The sequence below is a fragment of the Clostridium sp. AF28-12 genome, assembly GCF_003435225.1.
GTDB classification, from domain to species: domain Bacteria; phylum Bacillota; class Clostridia; order Lachnospirales; family Lachnospiraceae; genus Pilosibacter; species Pilosibacter fragilis.
In genome coordinates, this window is record NZ_QWGJ01000014.1 from 2801 (window position 1) to 17417 (window position 14617).

The window sequence follows — 14617 nt, forward strand, 5'->3', positions numbered from 1 at the left end:
CTCTGGAAGATGACATCATCATGGCAATCTGGAGCTGCGTGGGATACACCGTACTGCTGTGCTTTACGCTGTTCAAAACCGGCAGTCTCGCAAAATCAGTCTTTCAGGCGCACTAAAGGAGGGTTCTGTATGAAAAAATATCAAATCATTTACGCAGACCCGCCATGGAACTACAAAGTATATTCCAAGAAAGGATTGGGACGCAGTGCAGAAAGTCACTATCCGACCATGAGTATCGAGGATATTTGTGCGCTGCCAGTAGGCAACTTGGCGGATAAAGACTGTGCCTTGTTTTTATGGGTCACGATTCCATGTTTACTGGAAGGTCTCTCAGTTCTGAAGGCATGGGGATTTACCTATAAAACCGTCGGCTTTGTTTGGGTAAAGCAAAATCGAAAGGCAGATAGCTTGTTCTGGGGAATGGGATATTGGACGCGCTCCAATGTGGAACTTTGTATCCTCGCAACGAAAGGACATCCCAAGCGTATAAACGCAGCTGTTCATCAGGTTATTGTCTCTCACATTGAAGAACATTCAAAAAAACCGCAGGAAGCCAGAGAACGCATTGTCTCATTGATGGGTGATCTCCCGCGCATAGAACTGTTTGCTCGTCAATCCACACCCGGTTGGGATGTGTGGGGAAATGAAGTGGACAGCTCTATTTCATTCCCATAAAGGAGGTGGATAATATGGCTTATGTACCCGTACCCAAAGATTTAACCAAAGTCAAAACCAAGGTCATGTTCAATCTGACACGAAGGCAGCTGGTCTGCTTTACCGCCGGGGCGCTTGTAGGTGTACCGCTGTTCTTGTGGCTCCGTGAGCCTGCGGGAAACAGCATGGCTGCCATGTGTATGATGCTGGTCATGATGCCCTTCTTCCTGCTGGCAATGTATGAAAAGCATGGACAGCCCCTGGAAAAGATCGTCGGCAACATCCTCAAAGTAGCTGTGATCCGTCCCAAGCAGCGTCCCTACCAGACCAATAACTTTTATGCCGTATTAAAGCGGCAGGAAATGCTCGATAAGGAGGTGTATGACATTGTTCACCGCAATGAAAAGCTGGCTGCGCCGTCTGCTGGGAAAACCGGAAGAAAAGACCGTGCATCCGGTAAAGACAAAGAAAAAGCTGTCCCGCGCCGATAAGAAGCAGATCGAAGCGGCCATTGCCCGCGCCAACCGCACGGACAAAAAAGGAAAATCGGCACAGGACAGTATCCCCTATGAACGAATGTGGCCGGACGGGATCTGCCGCGTATCGGACAGCCACTACACAAAGACCATTCAGTTTCAGGACATCAACTATCAGCTCTCCCAAAATGAAGATAAGACCGCGATCTTTGAGGGCTGGTGTGATTTCCTCAATTATTTCGACAGCTCGATTCACTTCCAGCTGTCTTTTTTGAACCTTGCGGCATCGGAGGAGACCTTTGCCAACTCCATTTCCATTCCGCCCCAGGGGGATGCCTTTGACAGTATCCGTGAGGAATATACCACGATGCTGCAAAATCAGCTGGTCAGAGGCAACAACGGTCTCATCAAGACCAAATACCTGACCTTTGGTATCAACGCTGACAGCATCAAAGCCGCCAAGCCCCGTCTGGAGCGTATTGAGACCGATATACTCAATAACTTCAAGCGTCTTGGTGTAGCCGCCAGAACATTGGACGGTAAGGAAAGGCTTTCCCAGCTTCATGCGGTATTCCACATGGATGAACAGCTCCCGTTTCAGTTTGAATGGGACTGGCTGGCTCCTTCCGGCCTGTCCACGAAAGATTTTATTGCACCAAGCTCCTTTGAGTTCCGCACCGGCAAGCAGTTCCGTATGGGCAAGAAATACGGGGCTGTTTCTTTTTTGCAGATTTTAGCCCCAGAGCTGAATGACCGTCTGCTGGCTGATTTTCTGGATATGGAAAGCTCGCTCATTGTGAGTATGCACATTCAGTCGGTGGATCAGGTGAAAGCCATCAAAACGGTAAAGCGTAAGATTACCGATCTGGACCGCAGTAAGATTGAGGAACAGAAAAAAGCAGTCCGCGCCGGATACGACATGGACATCATTCCTTCTGACCTTGCCACCTACGGCAGCGAAGCGAAAAAGCTGTTGCAGGATTTGCAGAGCCGAAACGAGAGAATGTTCCTGGTCTCCTTTTTGGTGCTGAACACAGCGGACACCCCCCGTCAGCTTGGCAACAACATCTTTCAGGCAGGCTCTATTGCCCAGAAGTATAACTGCCAGCTGACCAGACTGGACTTCCAGCAGGAAGAAGGGCTGATGAGCTGTCTGCCCCTGGGACTCAATCAGATCGAGATTCAGCGAGGGCTGACCACCAGTTCTACGGCTATCTTTGTACCATTCACCACACAGGAATTATTCCAGAACGGCAAGGAAGCCCTGTACTACGGCATCAATGCCCTGTCCAACAACCTCATCATGGTGGATAGAAAGCTGCTGAAAAACCCCAACGGCTTGATTTTGGGTACGCCGGGTTCCGGTAAGTCTTTCAGCGCCAAGCGTGAGATTGCCAACTGCTTTTTGCTTACCAATGATGATGTCATCATCTGTGACCCGGAAGCGGAGTACGCACCTCTGGTGGATCGTCTGCATGGGCAGGTCATCAAGATCTCGCCTACCTCAACCAACTACATCAATCCGATGGATCTGAACCTGGACTATTCGGATGATGAAAGCCCGCTGTCCCTCAAGTCTGACTTTATCCTCAGCTTGTGTGAGCTGATCGTGGGCGGTAAGGACGGATTGCAGCCGGTGCAGAAAACCATCATCGACCGTTGTGTGCGTCTGGTCTATCAGACCTACCTCAATGACCCGCGCCCGGAGAATATGCCCATACTGGAGGACCTATATAACCTGCTCCGTTCACAGGAGGAAAAGGAAGCCCAGTATATCGCCACGGCCCTTGAAATCTATGTAACCGGCTCCCTCAATGTGTTCAATCACCAGAGCAATGTGGACATCAATAACCGCATTGTCTGCTATGACATTAAGGAGCTGGGCAAGCAACTCAAGAAAATCGGTATGTTGGTGGTCCAGGATCAGGTGTGGAACCGCGTTACCATTAACCGCGCTGCCCACAAGTCCACCCGTTATTACATCGACGAGATGCACCTGCTTTTGAAGGAGGAGCAGACCGCCGCTTATACGGTGGAAATCTGGAAGCGATTCCGCAAATGGGGCGGTATTCCGACAGGTATCACCCAGAATGTCAAAGACCTTTTGAGCAGCCGCGAGGTGGAGAACATCTTTGAAAACTCCGACTTCGTGTATATGCTCAACCAGGCAGGCGGAGACCGTCAGATTCTCGCCAAGCAGCTGGGCATTTCCACGCACCAGCTTAGCTATGTGACCCACTCCGGTGAGGGCGAGGGCCTGCTGTTCTATGGCTCCACCATCCTGCCCTTCGTTGACCACTTCCCGAAGAATACTGAGCTTTACCGCATTATGACCACCAAACCCCAGGAACTGAAAAAGGAGGATGAATAACTATGAAACAGAATATTTGCGAACTTGATACCATGATTTTTTTCCGTGAGGCATTGGAGGCTCACGAATTCATGTTGCTTCCGGTAATGGCCTCCGCTGTTGTTGAGTGTCGTACCGCTGACAAAGAACTCAAAACCTTGAATGAGGATGGCGAAATTGGTCTTGCCCGTCTCTTTTCGATTTGGGCGAATATGATGTGTGCCCCTGGTGCAGCAACCATTGTAGGGTGCAGACCTATCACAATGCTCTCTGAGATTCTGGCGCAAGTCCATGCGTATCTCACCGTGCATCCGCTATATGATCCGGAAGGTTTGGCCCTCTATGTGGAGCTGCACCACATGATGGATGCTATCCTAATGGGTGATTGGTTTGAATAAAGAGCCGCGCTTGCGCTTTACTGATGAGGAACGGGCTGACCCTGCACTGGAAAAGCCGATCCGCAAAACGGAGAAAGCTACGGCCAGAGCAGATAAGGCGCAGGCCAATATTCCAAAGAAAAAAGTCAGACAGACGGTCATTGACCCGGACACCGGGAAAAAGACCTCGAAGCTGACCTTTGAGGACAAGAAAAAGCCACCCTCCAAACTTTCTCAAGGGGTCAAGGAAGCTCCCGTCCATCTGGTTGTGGGCAAGCTCCACAAAGAGATCCGGGAAACAGAACAGGACAATGTGGGCGTGGAAAGCGCCCACAAGTCCGAGGAAGCGGTGGAGACCAGCGCTTATCTGGTGCGGGAGGGCTATCGCAGCCACAAGCTGAAGCCGTACCGCAAAGCAGCACAGGCAGAGCGCCAACTGGAAAAGGCAAATGTAAATGTTCTGTACCAGAAATCTTTGCAGGAAAATCCCCAGTTTGCCAGCAATCCACTTTCCCGCTGGCAGCAAAAGCAGGCCATCAAAAAGCAGTATGCCGCCGCCAAACATGCCGGTCAGACTGCTGGAAATACTGCCCAGGCTGCATCCAAAACAGGAAAAGCCGCAAGGACGGTAAAAGAAAAGGTACAGCAGGCAGGGGCATTCGTCATGCGCCACAAGAAGGGTTTCCTGATGGCAGGGGTTTTGTTCCTCATTACCTGTATGCTGATGAATACCATGTCCTCCTGCTCCATGATGGCGCAGAGCATCGGTTCCGTTCTCTCCGGCACCACCTATCCGTCGGATGACCCGGAAATGCTGGCGGTGGAGGCAGATTATGCAGCCAGAGAAGCCCAGTTGCAGGAGGAAATCGACAACATAGAAAGCAGCCACCCAGGGTATGACGAGTATCGCTATGACCTTGGTATGATCGGCCATGACCCCCATGAGCTGGCGGCAGTTCTCTCTGCTGTCTTGCAAGGCTATACACGCCACAGCGCACAGGCAGAGCTGGATCGTGTGTTTGATGCACAGTATCAGCTTACGCTGAGAGAAGAAATTCAGATTCGCACTTACACTGACGAAGATGGGGATGAGCATGAATATGAATATCGTATTCTCCATGTAACTTTAACAAGCCGTTCCATTGCCTCTCTTGCGCCAGAACTACTGACTCCGGAGCAGATGGAGATGTACCAGGTCTACCGACAGACTATGGGCAATAAGCCGCTGTTATTTGGTGGCGGTTCTCCCGATACAGGTGTTTCTGAAGATTTGACTGGTGTTGAATTTATCAATGGCTCCCGCCCCGGCAATCCGCAGCTGGTGGAACTGGCGAAAAGTCAGGTGGGCAATGTGGGAGGACAACCTTATTGGAGCTGGTACGGCTTTGACTCCCGTGTGGAATGGTGTGCCTGCTTTGTATCATGGTGCTATGGTCAATCCGGTCGAACGGAACCACGCTTTGCTGGTTGTCAGTCTCAGGGTGTTCCGTGGTTCCAGTCTCATGGACAGTGGGGCGCACGAGGATATGAAAACATCGCCCCCGGTGATGCCATTTTCTTCGATTGGGATCTGGATGGTTCCGCAGACCATGTGGGAATTGTTGTCGGCACCGATGGCAGCCGTGTTTATACCGTGGAGGGAAATTCCGGCGATGCCTGCAAGATTAAAAGTTATGACCTGAATTATCAAAGCATTAAGGGCTACGGCCTGATGAACTGGTAACAGAGATTTTTAAGAAGGAGTGATAGACGATGGCAAAGAACAAAATTGAGCGCATTGACCAGGAGATTACAAAGGTCCGCGAGAAGATCGCAGAGTATCAGGAAAAGCTCAAGGCGCTGGAGGTACAGAAAACCGAGGCAGAAAATCTGGAGATCGTCCAGATGGTGCGCGCACTGTGTATGACCCCGGCTCAGCTGAGCGCCATGCTGTCCGGAGGCACAGTTCCCGGCAGTTTTGCTGATGACAACAACGAACAGGAGGAAAACAGCTATGAGGAATAAACGATTGCTCCGAACACTTTCCGCCCTTTGCCTGACGCTGGTGCTGGCATCGGGCTTTACCGTTCCCGCTTTTGCCCAGGGCGCAGCGCCGCCCCCGGCAGAGGATACCACCAATGACAGCAATGTGGTGGTGGAAGAAACGGAAAAAGCACCTCCGCTGACCCCGGATGGCAACGCCGCTCTGGTGGATGATTTCGGGGGCAATAAACAGCTCATTACCGTTACCACCAAGGCGGGCAACTATTTTTATATCCTGATCGACAGGGCCAACGAGGATAAAAAGACTGCTGTTCACTTTCTGAACCAGGTGGATGAAGCGGACCTGATGGCACTGATGGAAGATGGAAAACCCAAAGAGGAGCCGCCTGCTGTGTGCAGCTGTTCGACAAAATGTGAAACAGGGACAGTCAATACGGCCTGCCCGGTCTGTGCAACCGATATGAGCAAATGTACGGGCAAAGCACCGGAACCTCCGGCAGAAACACCGGAGCCGGAAAAAGAGAAGCCTGCCGGACTGAACCCGGCTGTCCTGATCCTTCTGCTTGCTCTATTTGGCGGCGGTGGCGTATTTGCCTACTTGAAGCTCGTTAAGAATAAACCTAAGACCAAGGGCAATGACAGCCTGGACGATTATGATTATGGCGAGGAAGATTCCGAGGAATGGGAAACCGAGGATGAAGAAGTCCTTGAGGATGGTTTTGAGGGTTCTGATCCTAATGAGGAAAGCGATAGAACAGATTGAACTATTTGAGCGTAGCGTATTTCAAATCATTGCGGGATAAGGGACAGAGGACAGGGAGAAATTCCTGTCCTCTGCTGCTCTATTCACTCTCTTACTGCAAATCCACACCCAAAATCAGCAGCACATGGTCAAAGAAAGGAGGACCTCACAATGAACACATGGAACTGGTTATTACACTTTCTGATTATTTTTGATCTGGTCGCCTTCGGAATTTACTTTGGAGGAGACATTCTTTTCACTGCTATCAGCAAAGTTCAAAAAAAGTCAAAGAAGGACGATGACTTGGATCTTTATGATTTTGAAATTGAGACCGCACCCCAAAAGCGCTCTTTATGTGTGGACTCAATCCGAATGCTTTATTCTGGTGAGATAGATGAATTTGTGGAAAAGGAACTGTTGCCTGATGCAGCGGAGACCATGAACGCTTTATCTGAAGCTGAAAAAACAGCAGTTAGCCTGTTACTAAAAGCTTATATCGGTTTTTTGAGCGAAGAAGCAACGGTAGATGAACAAAGTTTTCCCATGGTTAAGGAACTGTTGTCTTATACACAGGGCAGCAAAGAAGATGGTGAAAAAGATGCCATAGATTGTCTGATGGAAGATACGGTCAGCAGAACCCACAGACATCGAGAATATTACAACAATTATCAACGCTATCAACTGATGCAGGTGGATAAAGAGCGTGTGATTATGGCCTGCAATATCATAATCAATGATTTGATTGGCAGGTTGTACCGATATGATTATCGCTTTGGCTATGACATTACACTTGCCTCAGAACACAGCATTGCAAAAAAACTGTCTGATAATTGGCAGAATGAATGGGAGGTTGAAGATTATGAAGCTGGTGATTGCTGAAAAACCATCGGTTGCACAAAGTCTGACGGCGGTGATCGGTGCAACTGCCCGTAAGAACGGGTATCTGGAGGGCAACGGCTGGCGTGTCAGCTGGTGCGTGGGCCATCTGGCCGGTCTTGCGGATGCAGACAGCTATGACCCCAAGTACGCCAAGTGGCGATATGATGACCTGCCCATCCTGCCGGAGCATTGGCAGATGGTGGTGGGAAAGGATAAGAAAACGCAGTTTGATATTCTCAAAAAGCTGATGAATGCCCCGGATGTGACGGAGGTGGTAAATGCCTGCGATGCAGGATAGTGCGGATAGGTGACTTAAGAAAAAGAAAAAAGAGACCTCATTTTGTTGAAAATCAAATTTCAAAGTCATTAAAGGAGCTATTCAAATGAAACAAAATCAGAATTTCGACCATAATCACTCTCAAAAAGTGCTTTCCTGCCACTACAACATGGACACCAACCGGGTGGAAGCCCGATTTGAAGATGGCACCACCCTTTCCATTGATTGTATCTCCATTGAGGACGAATACGGCAACACCCCTGCGCAGCGAGCAGAACTGGACTGGCTACTATATAACAAGCCCTTAGAGTACGTCCAGCTTGTGCTGAGTGGTGAGATTGAGCATTATCTCTCACTTGGCTGTGACCATGGCATATTAGTAACCGTCAAATCTCCCGGCGGATGGACACCCATGGGATAATAGTAGTGGAACGTTTCGCGACGTTCCACTACTATTAACATCAGGGAGGACACCATGACATCAACAGAGCTAAAGCACCAGGCACGACAACAGAAATGGGTGGCAGCGATTCAGAATTGCAGAAGCAGCGGTCTTCCGGTACGGCAGTGGTGCAAGCAAAGAGGAATCACACCATCTACATACTATCGTTGGGAACGGGAAGTGCTGTCCATCGCAGATGCGGCACCGGAATTCCCCGGGGCACCTGCGTTTGCAGAGTTACCAGCACCGAAACAGCAGGATCGGAACGTTTCAGAATGTTCCGCCACGCTGCGGATCGGCAATAGCAGCATTGACTTCTATCAAGAGCTGAGTCCGGACCTGCTGAAAGCCCTGGTCGAGGCGCTGCGGCCATGCTGAACGATTTTTCCGGAGCGGATCGGGTCTATATCGCCTGTGGCTATACCGATCTGCGTAAAGGCATAGACGGTTTGGCCCGGATGGTGCAGCAGCAGTTTGAATTGGATCCGTTCACCAACACGCTGTTCCTGTTCTGTGGGCGGCGCAGAGACCGGATCAAGGGACTATACTGGGAAAAGGACGGGTTTATTCTGCTCTACAAGCGGCTGGAACAGGGTGCATACCAGTGGCCGAGAAGTGAATCTGAAGTACGGTCACTAACGCCGCAGCAGTACCGCTGGCTGATGGAAGGCTTACAGATCGAGCAGCCAAAAGCCCACCGCCCAGTATCTGGGCTGAGCATAATATAAGGCAGATTAAATTTCCGAAAAGCATCGAAAACACTGGCTTTTTGACACTTTTTGTGGTATAATTTTCACATGGAAAACGAGAAGAGAATTGCCACAAGTAACGCTGAAATGGTGACCATTTCACGCGCGGAATATGAATCTCAGCAAACTCAGCTCACTGAACTCAAGCTCCAGAACCAATGGCTTCTGGAGCAGTTGGGTCTTGCGAAAAAGCGGCAATTCGGCTCCTCCTCCGAGAAGTTGCAGGAGGGCCTGATGGATCAGCTTTCGCTAAGCTTCAATGAGCTTGAAGCCTACGCCTATGGCACCAAATCCGCTACGCCGGAGCAGGTTGCCGTGAAAGCCCATGCGCGCAAGAAGCAGTCCGGCAGCGTGACCGAGATCGTTCCGGAGGGCACACCCACTGAAGTGGTGGAGCACCGTCTGAGCGAAGAAGAGCTGATCTGCTCCGCCTGCGGCAGCAAAATGGAGGAGATCGGCAAAGAGGTCCGCCGGAGCCTGCAAATGGAGCCTGCCCGGTTCTGGATTCGAGAGGATGTCTACTATACCTACGCCTGCAGGAAGTGCGAGCAGGACAGCGGCGAGGCCAACATCCTGAAAACACCGAAGGAGCCTGCGCTGCTGCCCGGCAGCTATGCTTCCGCGGAGGCGGTAGCGCATATTGCGGTACAGAAGTTTGTGATGTATTCCCCGCTGTACCGGCTGGAGCAGGAGTTTCACCGCCAGGGATTGAAGCTCTCCCGGCAGACCATGTCCAACTGGCTGCTGAATGTCTCTGATACCTGGCTGCAGCCCATCTACGAGGTGCTGCACCGGCAGCTCTGCAGGGAGAAAGTTCTCCATGGCGATGAGACGACGCTGCAGGTACTGAAAGAACCCGGGAAGGCGGCGACCAGCAAGTCCTACATGTGGCTGTACAGGACCAGCGGCTGTACGGAGCATCCGATTGTCCTGTATGAATACCAGCCGAACCGGAAGGCAGAGCACGCGGAGGAGTTCTTAAAGGGCTTCTCCGGCTGGCTCCATGCGGATGGATACCATGGTTACCACAGGCTGCCGGAGAATATCCGGGTGGTTGGCTGCTGGGCCCACGCGCGGCGAAAATTTGATGAGGCGCTGCAGACGCTACTGCAGGAAAAGCGAAAAGATTCTCTGGCAGCGGCCGGCGAGTGCTACTGCTCAAGGCTGTTCCAGTTGGAAAAGTCTTTCGCAGAACTGACACCAGAAGAACGACATGCTAAGCGGCTGGAACAGGAAAAACCGGTTCTGGACGCTCTATTGGCGTGGGCAAATGCGGCCAGCGGCAAGGCGGCACCAAAGTCCGCTCTGGGTAGGGCGCTGCACTATCTGCTGGAGCAGTGGCCATACCTGATCCGTTATCTGGAGGATGGGCGGCTGGAACTGAGCAACAACCGTGCTGAACGCAGCATAAAGCCTTTTGTTATGGGCCGCAAGAATTGGCTGTTTGCCAATACACCGGGCGGCGCACAGTCCAGCAGTGTGATCTACAGCCTGATTGAGACAGCGAAAGAAAACGGATTAGATCCGTACCGTTACTTGCTCTGGGTTCTGCGGAATGCTCCCGCTATGAGCCAGATGGACGAGGCTTGGGCCGAACAACTCTTGCCTGCCAGTGCACCCCAGGAATGCAGAATACCAAAAGAATGAACATCTCTGGCCCAGCTGCGGTTGCTAAGCCAGAGATGCTTTTTTATGCGCCGGGAGATTTGACGGTTACGTTTTTGATTCCTTTTACCAGGGTTTCTTTTCCCTCCAGTAATTCTTTTACATTCGTTTTGGTTAGTTTTTTCTTTCTAAAATGTTCAGCTAAAGTAAACTTACATTCAGGATAATTTGAACAACCATAAAACGATTTTTTTAATACAATATTGTTGCCACACTTAGGACATTTTCCTACAAGGGGTCCCGAGCGCTTAGTGGGAATTTGTACCCCTTATCGATACAAATTCCCCGTAGGCGCTAGGGACCTCTTTAGCTTCTTGGAAGCTGTCAGTAGTATATCTAATAATTTATCTCCATTCCCTTTAGTAACGTGTAACTTTCCAAATTTAAAAAAGCGACTCATAGAATTATTTCCTCCCGTTAAATAATAGATAACTATTAAAAATAGACAATACTTGCTCATAAGTAATGGTACTTAAATTGTTTACTTTGGCGTGTTTCATTGCTTGATGAAACTGATTTTTAGTAAACAGTTGACGATATTCTCGATTGACCCATTTTGAAACAAAGTACGTATATAGCTTCCAATATTTATCTGGAACATCTGTGGTATGGCGGGTAAGTTTTATTAAGACACTGTTTACTTTTGGTTTAGGATGAAAGCATTCCGCTGGCAGCTTAAGCAATTGCTGAATCGAGACTTGAGTGTGCAAGAGCAACCCTAGTGTTCGGTGAATATCCAAGGTACGCTTGTAGAATCCTTCTTCAACAATCAGATAGATGTCAGACGCACGGCTTTCAAAAACCACTTTTTTAATAATTTGTGTGCTTAAATGGTAAGGAATATTCCCAACAATTTTATACCTCTGTTTGTTAGGGAATTGAAACTGTAGAATATCTTGGTGAATTAAAGTGACACGAGTATTCAGTTTTAATTTTTCTGACGATAAGTTGAATAGATGACTGTCTAATTCAATAGACGTTACCTGTTTACTTATTTTAGCCAGTTTCGTCGTTAAATGCCCTTTACCTGTTCCAATTTCGTAAACGGTATCGGTTTCTTTTAAATTCAATTGTTTTATTATTTGGTTGAGTACTTTTTCACTCGTTAAAAAGTTTTGAGAATATTTTATATTTTTGTTCATGTAATCTCTCCTGAAGTGATTACATCTATAAACAAATACAGAAGTTAAACGATTTGTTTGTAATTTTAGTTATCTGTTTAAAAAGTCATAAGATTAGTCACTGGTAGGAATTAATCTAACGTATTTATTTATCTGCGTAATCACTGTTTTTAGTCTGTTTCAAAACAGTAGATGTTTTATCTACATTACGCATTTGGAATACCAACATGACGAATCCCTCCTTCTTAATTACAAATTTTTAGCATCTAATTTAACTTCAATTCCTATTATACAAAATTTTAAGATAATGCACTATCAACACACTCTTAAGTTTGCTTCTAAGTCTTATTTCCATAACTTCTTTTACGTTTCCCAAAATACCGCTGCTAATAAAGGATATTGCTTGTCCGGCAAGAAGTGTAAAATAAGTTTTTCTCCATGAATTGTTGTTTTGGGTCATAATGCGAACCTCCTTTTTTATTGCATTGTTCCTTTGTTTCTGCAATAAAAAGCAGGCGTTGTCCCACAGAGAGGGCAGACGCCTGCATAACAACAAAGCACGAAAAAACACCACGATACAGTTCAAAGACTGCTCGTGTCAAACCTACGTGTTCCTTTGCATACGCACGCAAAAAAAGCCCACCATCATGTGGAAAGGTACTTCTACTTTTTATTGCTTATTAGCGTACACAAATTAACACACGTAAGCCTCCTTCCAATCTCAAACTGTCGCACAGTATAACACACATCCGATAGACTTGTCAACCATTTTTAACCTTGTTTTCCATCTTGTTTTTCCATCTCTTACGGGCAGTAGCAAAGCCAGGCGAGCCAGTCAACGGTCAAGATGAACGGCGCTTTCAGCGCCGCCGTTGACAGTTTCGCCCGTCTTTGCTAATGGGTAATCAAGGCGGGAAAGCCATTTTAGGGCTTTCCCGCCCATTTCAATTTTGGGAGAAGAAAGGCCCCAAAATGAACGAGTGCGGCCAAACACTTTTAGGGATTGGCCACCTTGTCCACCCATCCAGCGGGGCGGCGGGGAACGGTCAAGGCCGGGCGTCAGCCCATTCATTTCAGCCTTGACGGTTTCTATTAGAAGATTGACCTTTAATTAAAATATCCAAAACAAACAAAACAGCCCTCTATTTGCAGTCGTTGCAAATAGAGGGCTGTTGATTTGTTGATACTTCGCTCCGAACCGTACCATCGACTGTCTTTTGATTTAGATGCGCAAATCATTAGAACACATAAGGCCAATTCTATATGTTTCCGAGTTACTATCAATAAAGCTTTGCGACACTGAAAGGACACGGGTTTTCAATTTTACACCATTGAGTTTTAGATTTATATAATATCCTTCCTTTTTTAAAACATTTCTGCAAATCATTTTATACATCTTATTAGATTTGCACAAAAAACTTATTAAAAAGCTGTTTCTGTCTTCAAGCATTTTATTGTCAATAAAAATATCAGCCTGTATTAACGTTCCTTCAAATTCGATTTCTCCACGATAAGTGCGAAATTTCGGAATGTCATTATCTTCCATATGATTTTCCATGTGTTCTATCCGATAATCAATGATACATATACGCTTCGACTCCCGGCAACACATAGGAAACACCTTGAATATCTAACATTGATCCTTCCAATGTTGCATAATTGCTACCAGGCATCATTTGAACATCTACAAGACCGCTAACATAACCATCAAAACTAATGCCATTAAGCGGGCAATAATCACCAGCTGTTGTACTCACACTTCCAGAGAACACCATCGGCCCAGAAATATTAGAAGATATTGACCAAAAAACCTGTCCCGGAATGGTCCAGTAAATCGTTGCGGTTCCTGTATCGCCCCGTACGCTAGTACGTTCGTCAGGGTCATAAACAATCAGCTTTCCGTCATCAATATAAAAATGAATGACGCCAACTGTCGAATTAGGATAAGCATCCACAGGATTTTTTGAATGTATCTGCGAAGAGTTACCGGTCGCCGCTAATGCTGTCGGACAGATAATTACAAACGCCATAACAATTAGTAACGATGCCCAAAGGTGTTTCACCGATTTCATAGTATTCCTCCAAAATGAATGATCATATTTTCATTTTGATTTGATTGCTTTTACGACTAAATAAATGACCAGTATGCCGATGCAGAGAGAAATAATTGTCAATGCCTCTGCCGTTGCATTAAGGCGCGCACCAATAAAATAAACCAATACAAAAAATGCAATAAAAGCGACAAGAAGCAGCATCCATTTGTTCTTTTTCATGTTATCACCTCCTTATCTACAAAAGTTGGCATTAAATTTCTGTTAAATCAAAGGAATTATTGCGAATACAATCAACACCCATTTGGAGAGATAGTAGCAAACCACATGACGTGTGTATGGAAGCACATTGAAAATGGCAAGTAGGAAATCTATTGACGAAAGAACAGATACGATCATCTTATAGCTTAACCGCTTCTTTTTGCCCAAAGGCTTATTCGTTGCTTCTATCGGAGAGAAAAAGATAGAGATACCCAAAAGAGCTACTGTTGTTATAATACGAAAAAGGTTATTTGCTGCAATTACTTTACTCAGCAAAATGCAGATAAGTGCCAGTCCGGTAAATGCCAGATAGCATCTGGTGTGCGACGTTGCATGATAGCCACCAATGTAGATTCTCTGAGGGATAAAGCCGATCAAGAATGAAAGCGAGTACCGAACATCACCACATATAATTGAGATGAGGATGACAAGCAGAATGCTCACAACAGATGATATGAGCAACTCGTACCCATAGACATACGCATCCGCTTTTGATTCGTCTACCACTTTTTGTTCGCAGAAAAGACGGACTAATTTCTGAGACAGCGTGCGTTCCCACATTGCAGTTGCGCCACCTTATCTTCTGATTT

19 protein-coding genes and 2 pseudogenes are annotated in these 14617 nt (G+C 47.4%); 13 read left to right on the forward strand and 8 right to left on the reverse strand.

Translation table 11 applies throughout. From position 1 onward, the window contains the following. Positions 1-129 precede the first annotated feature (129 nt). The 13 genes and pseudogenes from DWY93_RS11865 to DWY93_RS11930 all read left to right on the forward strand — a co-directional run bounded on the left by DWY93_RS11865 (position 130) and on the right by DWY93_RS11930 (position 10576). Complete coding sequence (locus DWY93_RS11865) at positions 130-675, forward strand: MT-A70 family methyltransferase (protein WP_002589060.1); 546 nt, start codon at positions 130-132, stop codon at positions 673-675. A gap of 14 nt (positions 676-689) precedes the next feature. Beyond that, entirely contained in the window at positions 690-1145 is a 456-nt protein-coding gene (locus DWY93_RS11870) for a PrgI family protein (protein WP_002589059.1), read from the forward strand. Beyond that, the gene (locus DWY93_RS11875; protein WP_006059580.1) at positions 1102-3501 is read left to right on the forward strand and encodes a VirB4-like conjugal transfer ATPase, CD1110 family; all 2400 of its coding nucleotides are present in this window, start codon (positions 1102-1104) and stop codon (positions 3499-3501) included. The genes DWY93_RS11870 and DWY93_RS11875 overlap by 44 nt, the downstream gene beginning before the upstream one ends. A 2-nt stretch (positions 3502-3503) precedes the next feature. Continuing rightward, positions 3504-3878 (forward strand): DUF3851 family protein, encoded by a 375-nt coding sequence (locus DWY93_RS11880; RefSeq protein WP_002569211.1) that lies wholly within the window; start codon positions 3504-3506, stop codon positions 3876-3878. Continuing rightward, positions 3871-5580: a CHAP domain-containing protein gene (locus DWY93_RS11885; protein ID WP_117472315.1), complete on the forward strand. Its 1710-nt coding sequence runs from the start codon at positions 3871-3873 to the stop codon at positions 5578-5580. Before DWY93_RS11880 ends, DWY93_RS11885 begins: the two co-directional genes overlap by 8 nt. Before the next feature lie 29 nt (positions 5581-5609). After that, positions 5610-5861, forward strand: coding sequence for a DUF4315 family protein (locus DWY93_RS11890; protein WP_054355274.1), 252 nt, complete (start codon positions 5610-5612; stop codon positions 5859-5861). Beyond that, positions 5851-6603, forward strand: a complete 753-nt coding sequence (locus DWY93_RS11895) for a DUF4366 domain-containing protein (protein WP_117472317.1) — start codon at positions 5851-5853, stop codon at positions 6601-6603. The genes DWY93_RS11890 and DWY93_RS11895 overlap by 11 nt, the downstream gene beginning before the upstream one ends. 150 nt (positions 6604-6753) lie before the next feature. Then, on the forward strand, positions 6754-7461 hold the full coding sequence (locus tag DWY93_RS11905; RefSeq protein WP_002589131.1) for a hypothetical protein: 708 nt from the start codon (positions 6754-6756) through the stop codon (positions 7459-7461). Beyond that, a pseudogene (locus DWY93_RS11910) lies at positions 7433-7756 on the forward strand (DNA topoisomerase III); the annotation flags it as partial. The gene DWY93_RS11905 and the pseudogene DWY93_RS11910, both read left to right, overlap by 29 nt. A gap of 88 nt (positions 7757-7844) precedes the next feature. Beyond that, positions 7845-8159, forward strand: coding sequence for a DUF6061 family protein (locus tag DWY93_RS11915; protein WP_117472319.1), 315 nt, complete (start codon positions 7845-7847; stop codon positions 8157-8159). 54 nt (positions 8160-8213) lie between these two features. Continuing rightward, positions 8214-8558: a hypothetical protein gene (locus DWY93_RS11920; protein WP_117472322.1), complete on the forward strand. Its 345-nt coding sequence runs from the start codon at positions 8214-8216 to the stop codon at positions 8556-8558. Further along, positions 8552-8908, forward strand: coding sequence for an IS66 family insertion sequence element accessory protein TnpB (gene tnpB, locus DWY93_RS11925; protein WP_117472324.1), 357 nt, complete (start codon positions 8552-8554; stop codon positions 8906-8908). Before DWY93_RS11920 ends, tnpB begins: the two co-directional genes overlap by 7 nt. Positions 8909-8977: 69 nt before the next feature. Next, the gene (locus DWY93_RS11930; protein WP_165852602.1) at positions 8978-10576 is read left to right on the forward strand and encodes an IS66 family transposase; all 1599 of its coding nucleotides are present in this window, start codon (positions 8978-8980) and stop codon (positions 10574-10576) included. Positions 10577-10646: 70 nt separating this feature from the next. On the opposite strand, the pseudogene DWY93_RS11935 reads toward DWY93_RS11930, so the two are convergent. The 8 genes and pseudogenes from DWY93_RS11935 to DWY93_RS11975 all read right to left on the reverse strand — a co-directional run. Further along, positions 10647-10829, reverse strand: a pseudogene (locus DWY93_RS11935) (topoisomerase DNA-binding C4 zinc finger domain-containing protein); the annotation flags it as partial. Positions 10830-10998: 169 nt separating this feature from the next. Then, the gene (erm(B), locus tag DWY93_RS11945; protein ID WP_001038795.1) at positions 10999-11736 is read right to left on the reverse strand and encodes a 23S rRNA (adenine(2058)-N(6))-methyltransferase Erm(B); all 738 of its coding nucleotides are present in this window, start codon (positions 11734-11736) and stop codon (positions 10999-11001) included. A gap of 124 nt (positions 11737-11860) precedes the next feature. Then, positions 11861-11944 carry a 23S rRNA methyltransferase attenuation leader peptide gene (locus DWY93_RS11950; protein WP_001814874.1) on the reverse strand — a complete coding sequence of 28 codons (84 nt, stop codon included), beginning with the start codon at positions 11942-11944 and terminating at the stop codon, positions 11861-11863. A gap of 48 nt (positions 11945-11992) precedes the next feature. Then, entirely contained in the window at positions 11993-12175 is a 183-nt protein-coding gene (locus DWY93_RS17520; protein ID WP_242985277.1) for a hypothetical protein, read from the reverse strand. Positions 12176-12937: 762 nt separating this feature from the next. Continuing rightward, complete coding sequence (locus DWY93_RS11965; RefSeq protein WP_117472326.1) at positions 12938-13261, reverse strand: hypothetical protein; 324 nt, start codon at positions 13259-13261, stop codon at positions 12938-12940. A 28-nt stretch (positions 13262-13289) separates the two neighbouring features. Beyond that, the gene (locus DWY93_RS11970; protein WP_117472328.1) at positions 13290-13787 is read right to left on the reverse strand and encodes a hypothetical protein; all 498 of its coding nucleotides are present in this window, start codon (positions 13785-13787) and stop codon (positions 13290-13292) included. 30 nt (positions 13788-13817) lie between these two features. Next, complete coding sequence (locus tag DWY93_RS17190) at positions 13818-13988, reverse strand: hypothetical protein (RefSeq protein WP_165853685.1); 171 nt, start codon at positions 13986-13988, stop codon at positions 13818-13820. Between the two features lie 42 nt (positions 13989-14030). Then, positions 14031-14588, reverse strand: a complete 558-nt coding sequence (locus tag DWY93_RS11975) for an accessory gene regulator B family protein (protein WP_117472330.1) — start codon at positions 14586-14588, stop codon at positions 14031-14033. Positions 14589-14617 lie beyond the last annotated feature (29 nt).

Excerpts from the sequence above, each read along its gene's own strand:
- DWY93_RS11895 (WP_117472317.1), top strand. The coding sequence starts at position 5,851 with ATGAGGAATAAACGATTGCTCCGAACACTTTCCGCCCTTTGCCTGACG.
- DWY93_RS11870 (WP_002589059.1), top strand. The coding sequence starts at position 690 with ATGGCTTATGTACCCGTACCCAAAGATTTAACCAAAGTCAAAACCAAG.
- DWY93_RS11950 (WP_001814874.1), bottom strand. The coding sequence starts at position 11,944 with ATGTTGGTATTCCAAATGCGTAATGTAGATAAAACATCTACTGTTTTG.
- DWY93_RS11880 (WP_002569211.1), top strand. The coding sequence starts at position 3,504 with ATGAAACAGAATATTTGCGAACTTGATACCATGATTTTTTTCCGTGAG.
- DWY93_RS11915 (WP_117472319.1), top strand. The coding sequence starts at position 7,845 with ATGAAACAAAATCAGAATTTCGACCATAATCACTCTCAAAAAGTGCTT.
- DWY93_RS11865 (WP_002589060.1), top strand. The coding sequence starts at position 130 with ATGAAAAAATATCAAATCATTTACGCAGACCCGCCATGGAACTACAAA.
- DWY93_RS11890 (WP_054355274.1), top strand. The coding sequence starts at position 5,610 with ATGGCAAAGAACAAAATTGAGCGCATTGACCAGGAGATTACAAAGGTC.
- DWY93_RS11965 (WP_117472326.1), bottom strand. The coding sequence starts at position 13,261 with ATGGAAGATAATGACATTCCGAAATTTCGCACTTATCGTGGAGAAATC.
- DWY93_RS11920 (WP_117472322.1), top strand. The coding sequence starts at position 8,214 with ATGACATCAACAGAGCTAAAGCACCAGGCACGACAACAGAAATGGGTG.
- DWY93_RS17190 (WP_165853685.1), bottom strand. The coding sequence starts at position 13,988 with ATGAAAAAGAACAAATGGATGCTGCTTCTTGTCGCTTTTATTGCATTT.
- tnpB (WP_117472324.1), top strand. The coding sequence starts at position 8,552 with ATGCTGAACGATTTTTCCGGAGCGGATCGGGTCTATATCGCCTGTGGC.
- DWY93_RS17520 (WP_242985277.1), bottom strand. The coding sequence starts at position 12,175 with ATGACCCAAAACAACAATTCATGGAGAAAAACTTATTTTACACTTCTT.
- DWY93_RS11930 (WP_165852602.1), top strand. The coding sequence starts at position 8,978 with ATGGAAAACGAGAAGAGAATTGCCACAAGTAACGCTGAAATGGTGACC.
- DWY93_RS11905 (WP_002589131.1), top strand. The coding sequence starts at position 6,754 with ATGAACACATGGAACTGGTTATTACACTTTCTGATTATTTTTGATCTG.
- DWY93_RS11975 (WP_117472330.1), bottom strand. The coding sequence starts at position 14,588 with ATGTGGGAACGCACGCTGTCTCAGAAATTAGTCCGTCTTTTCTGCGAA.
- DWY93_RS11970 (WP_117472328.1), bottom strand. The coding sequence starts at position 13,787 with ATGAAATCGGTGAAACACCTTTGGGCATCGTTACTAATTGTTATGGCG.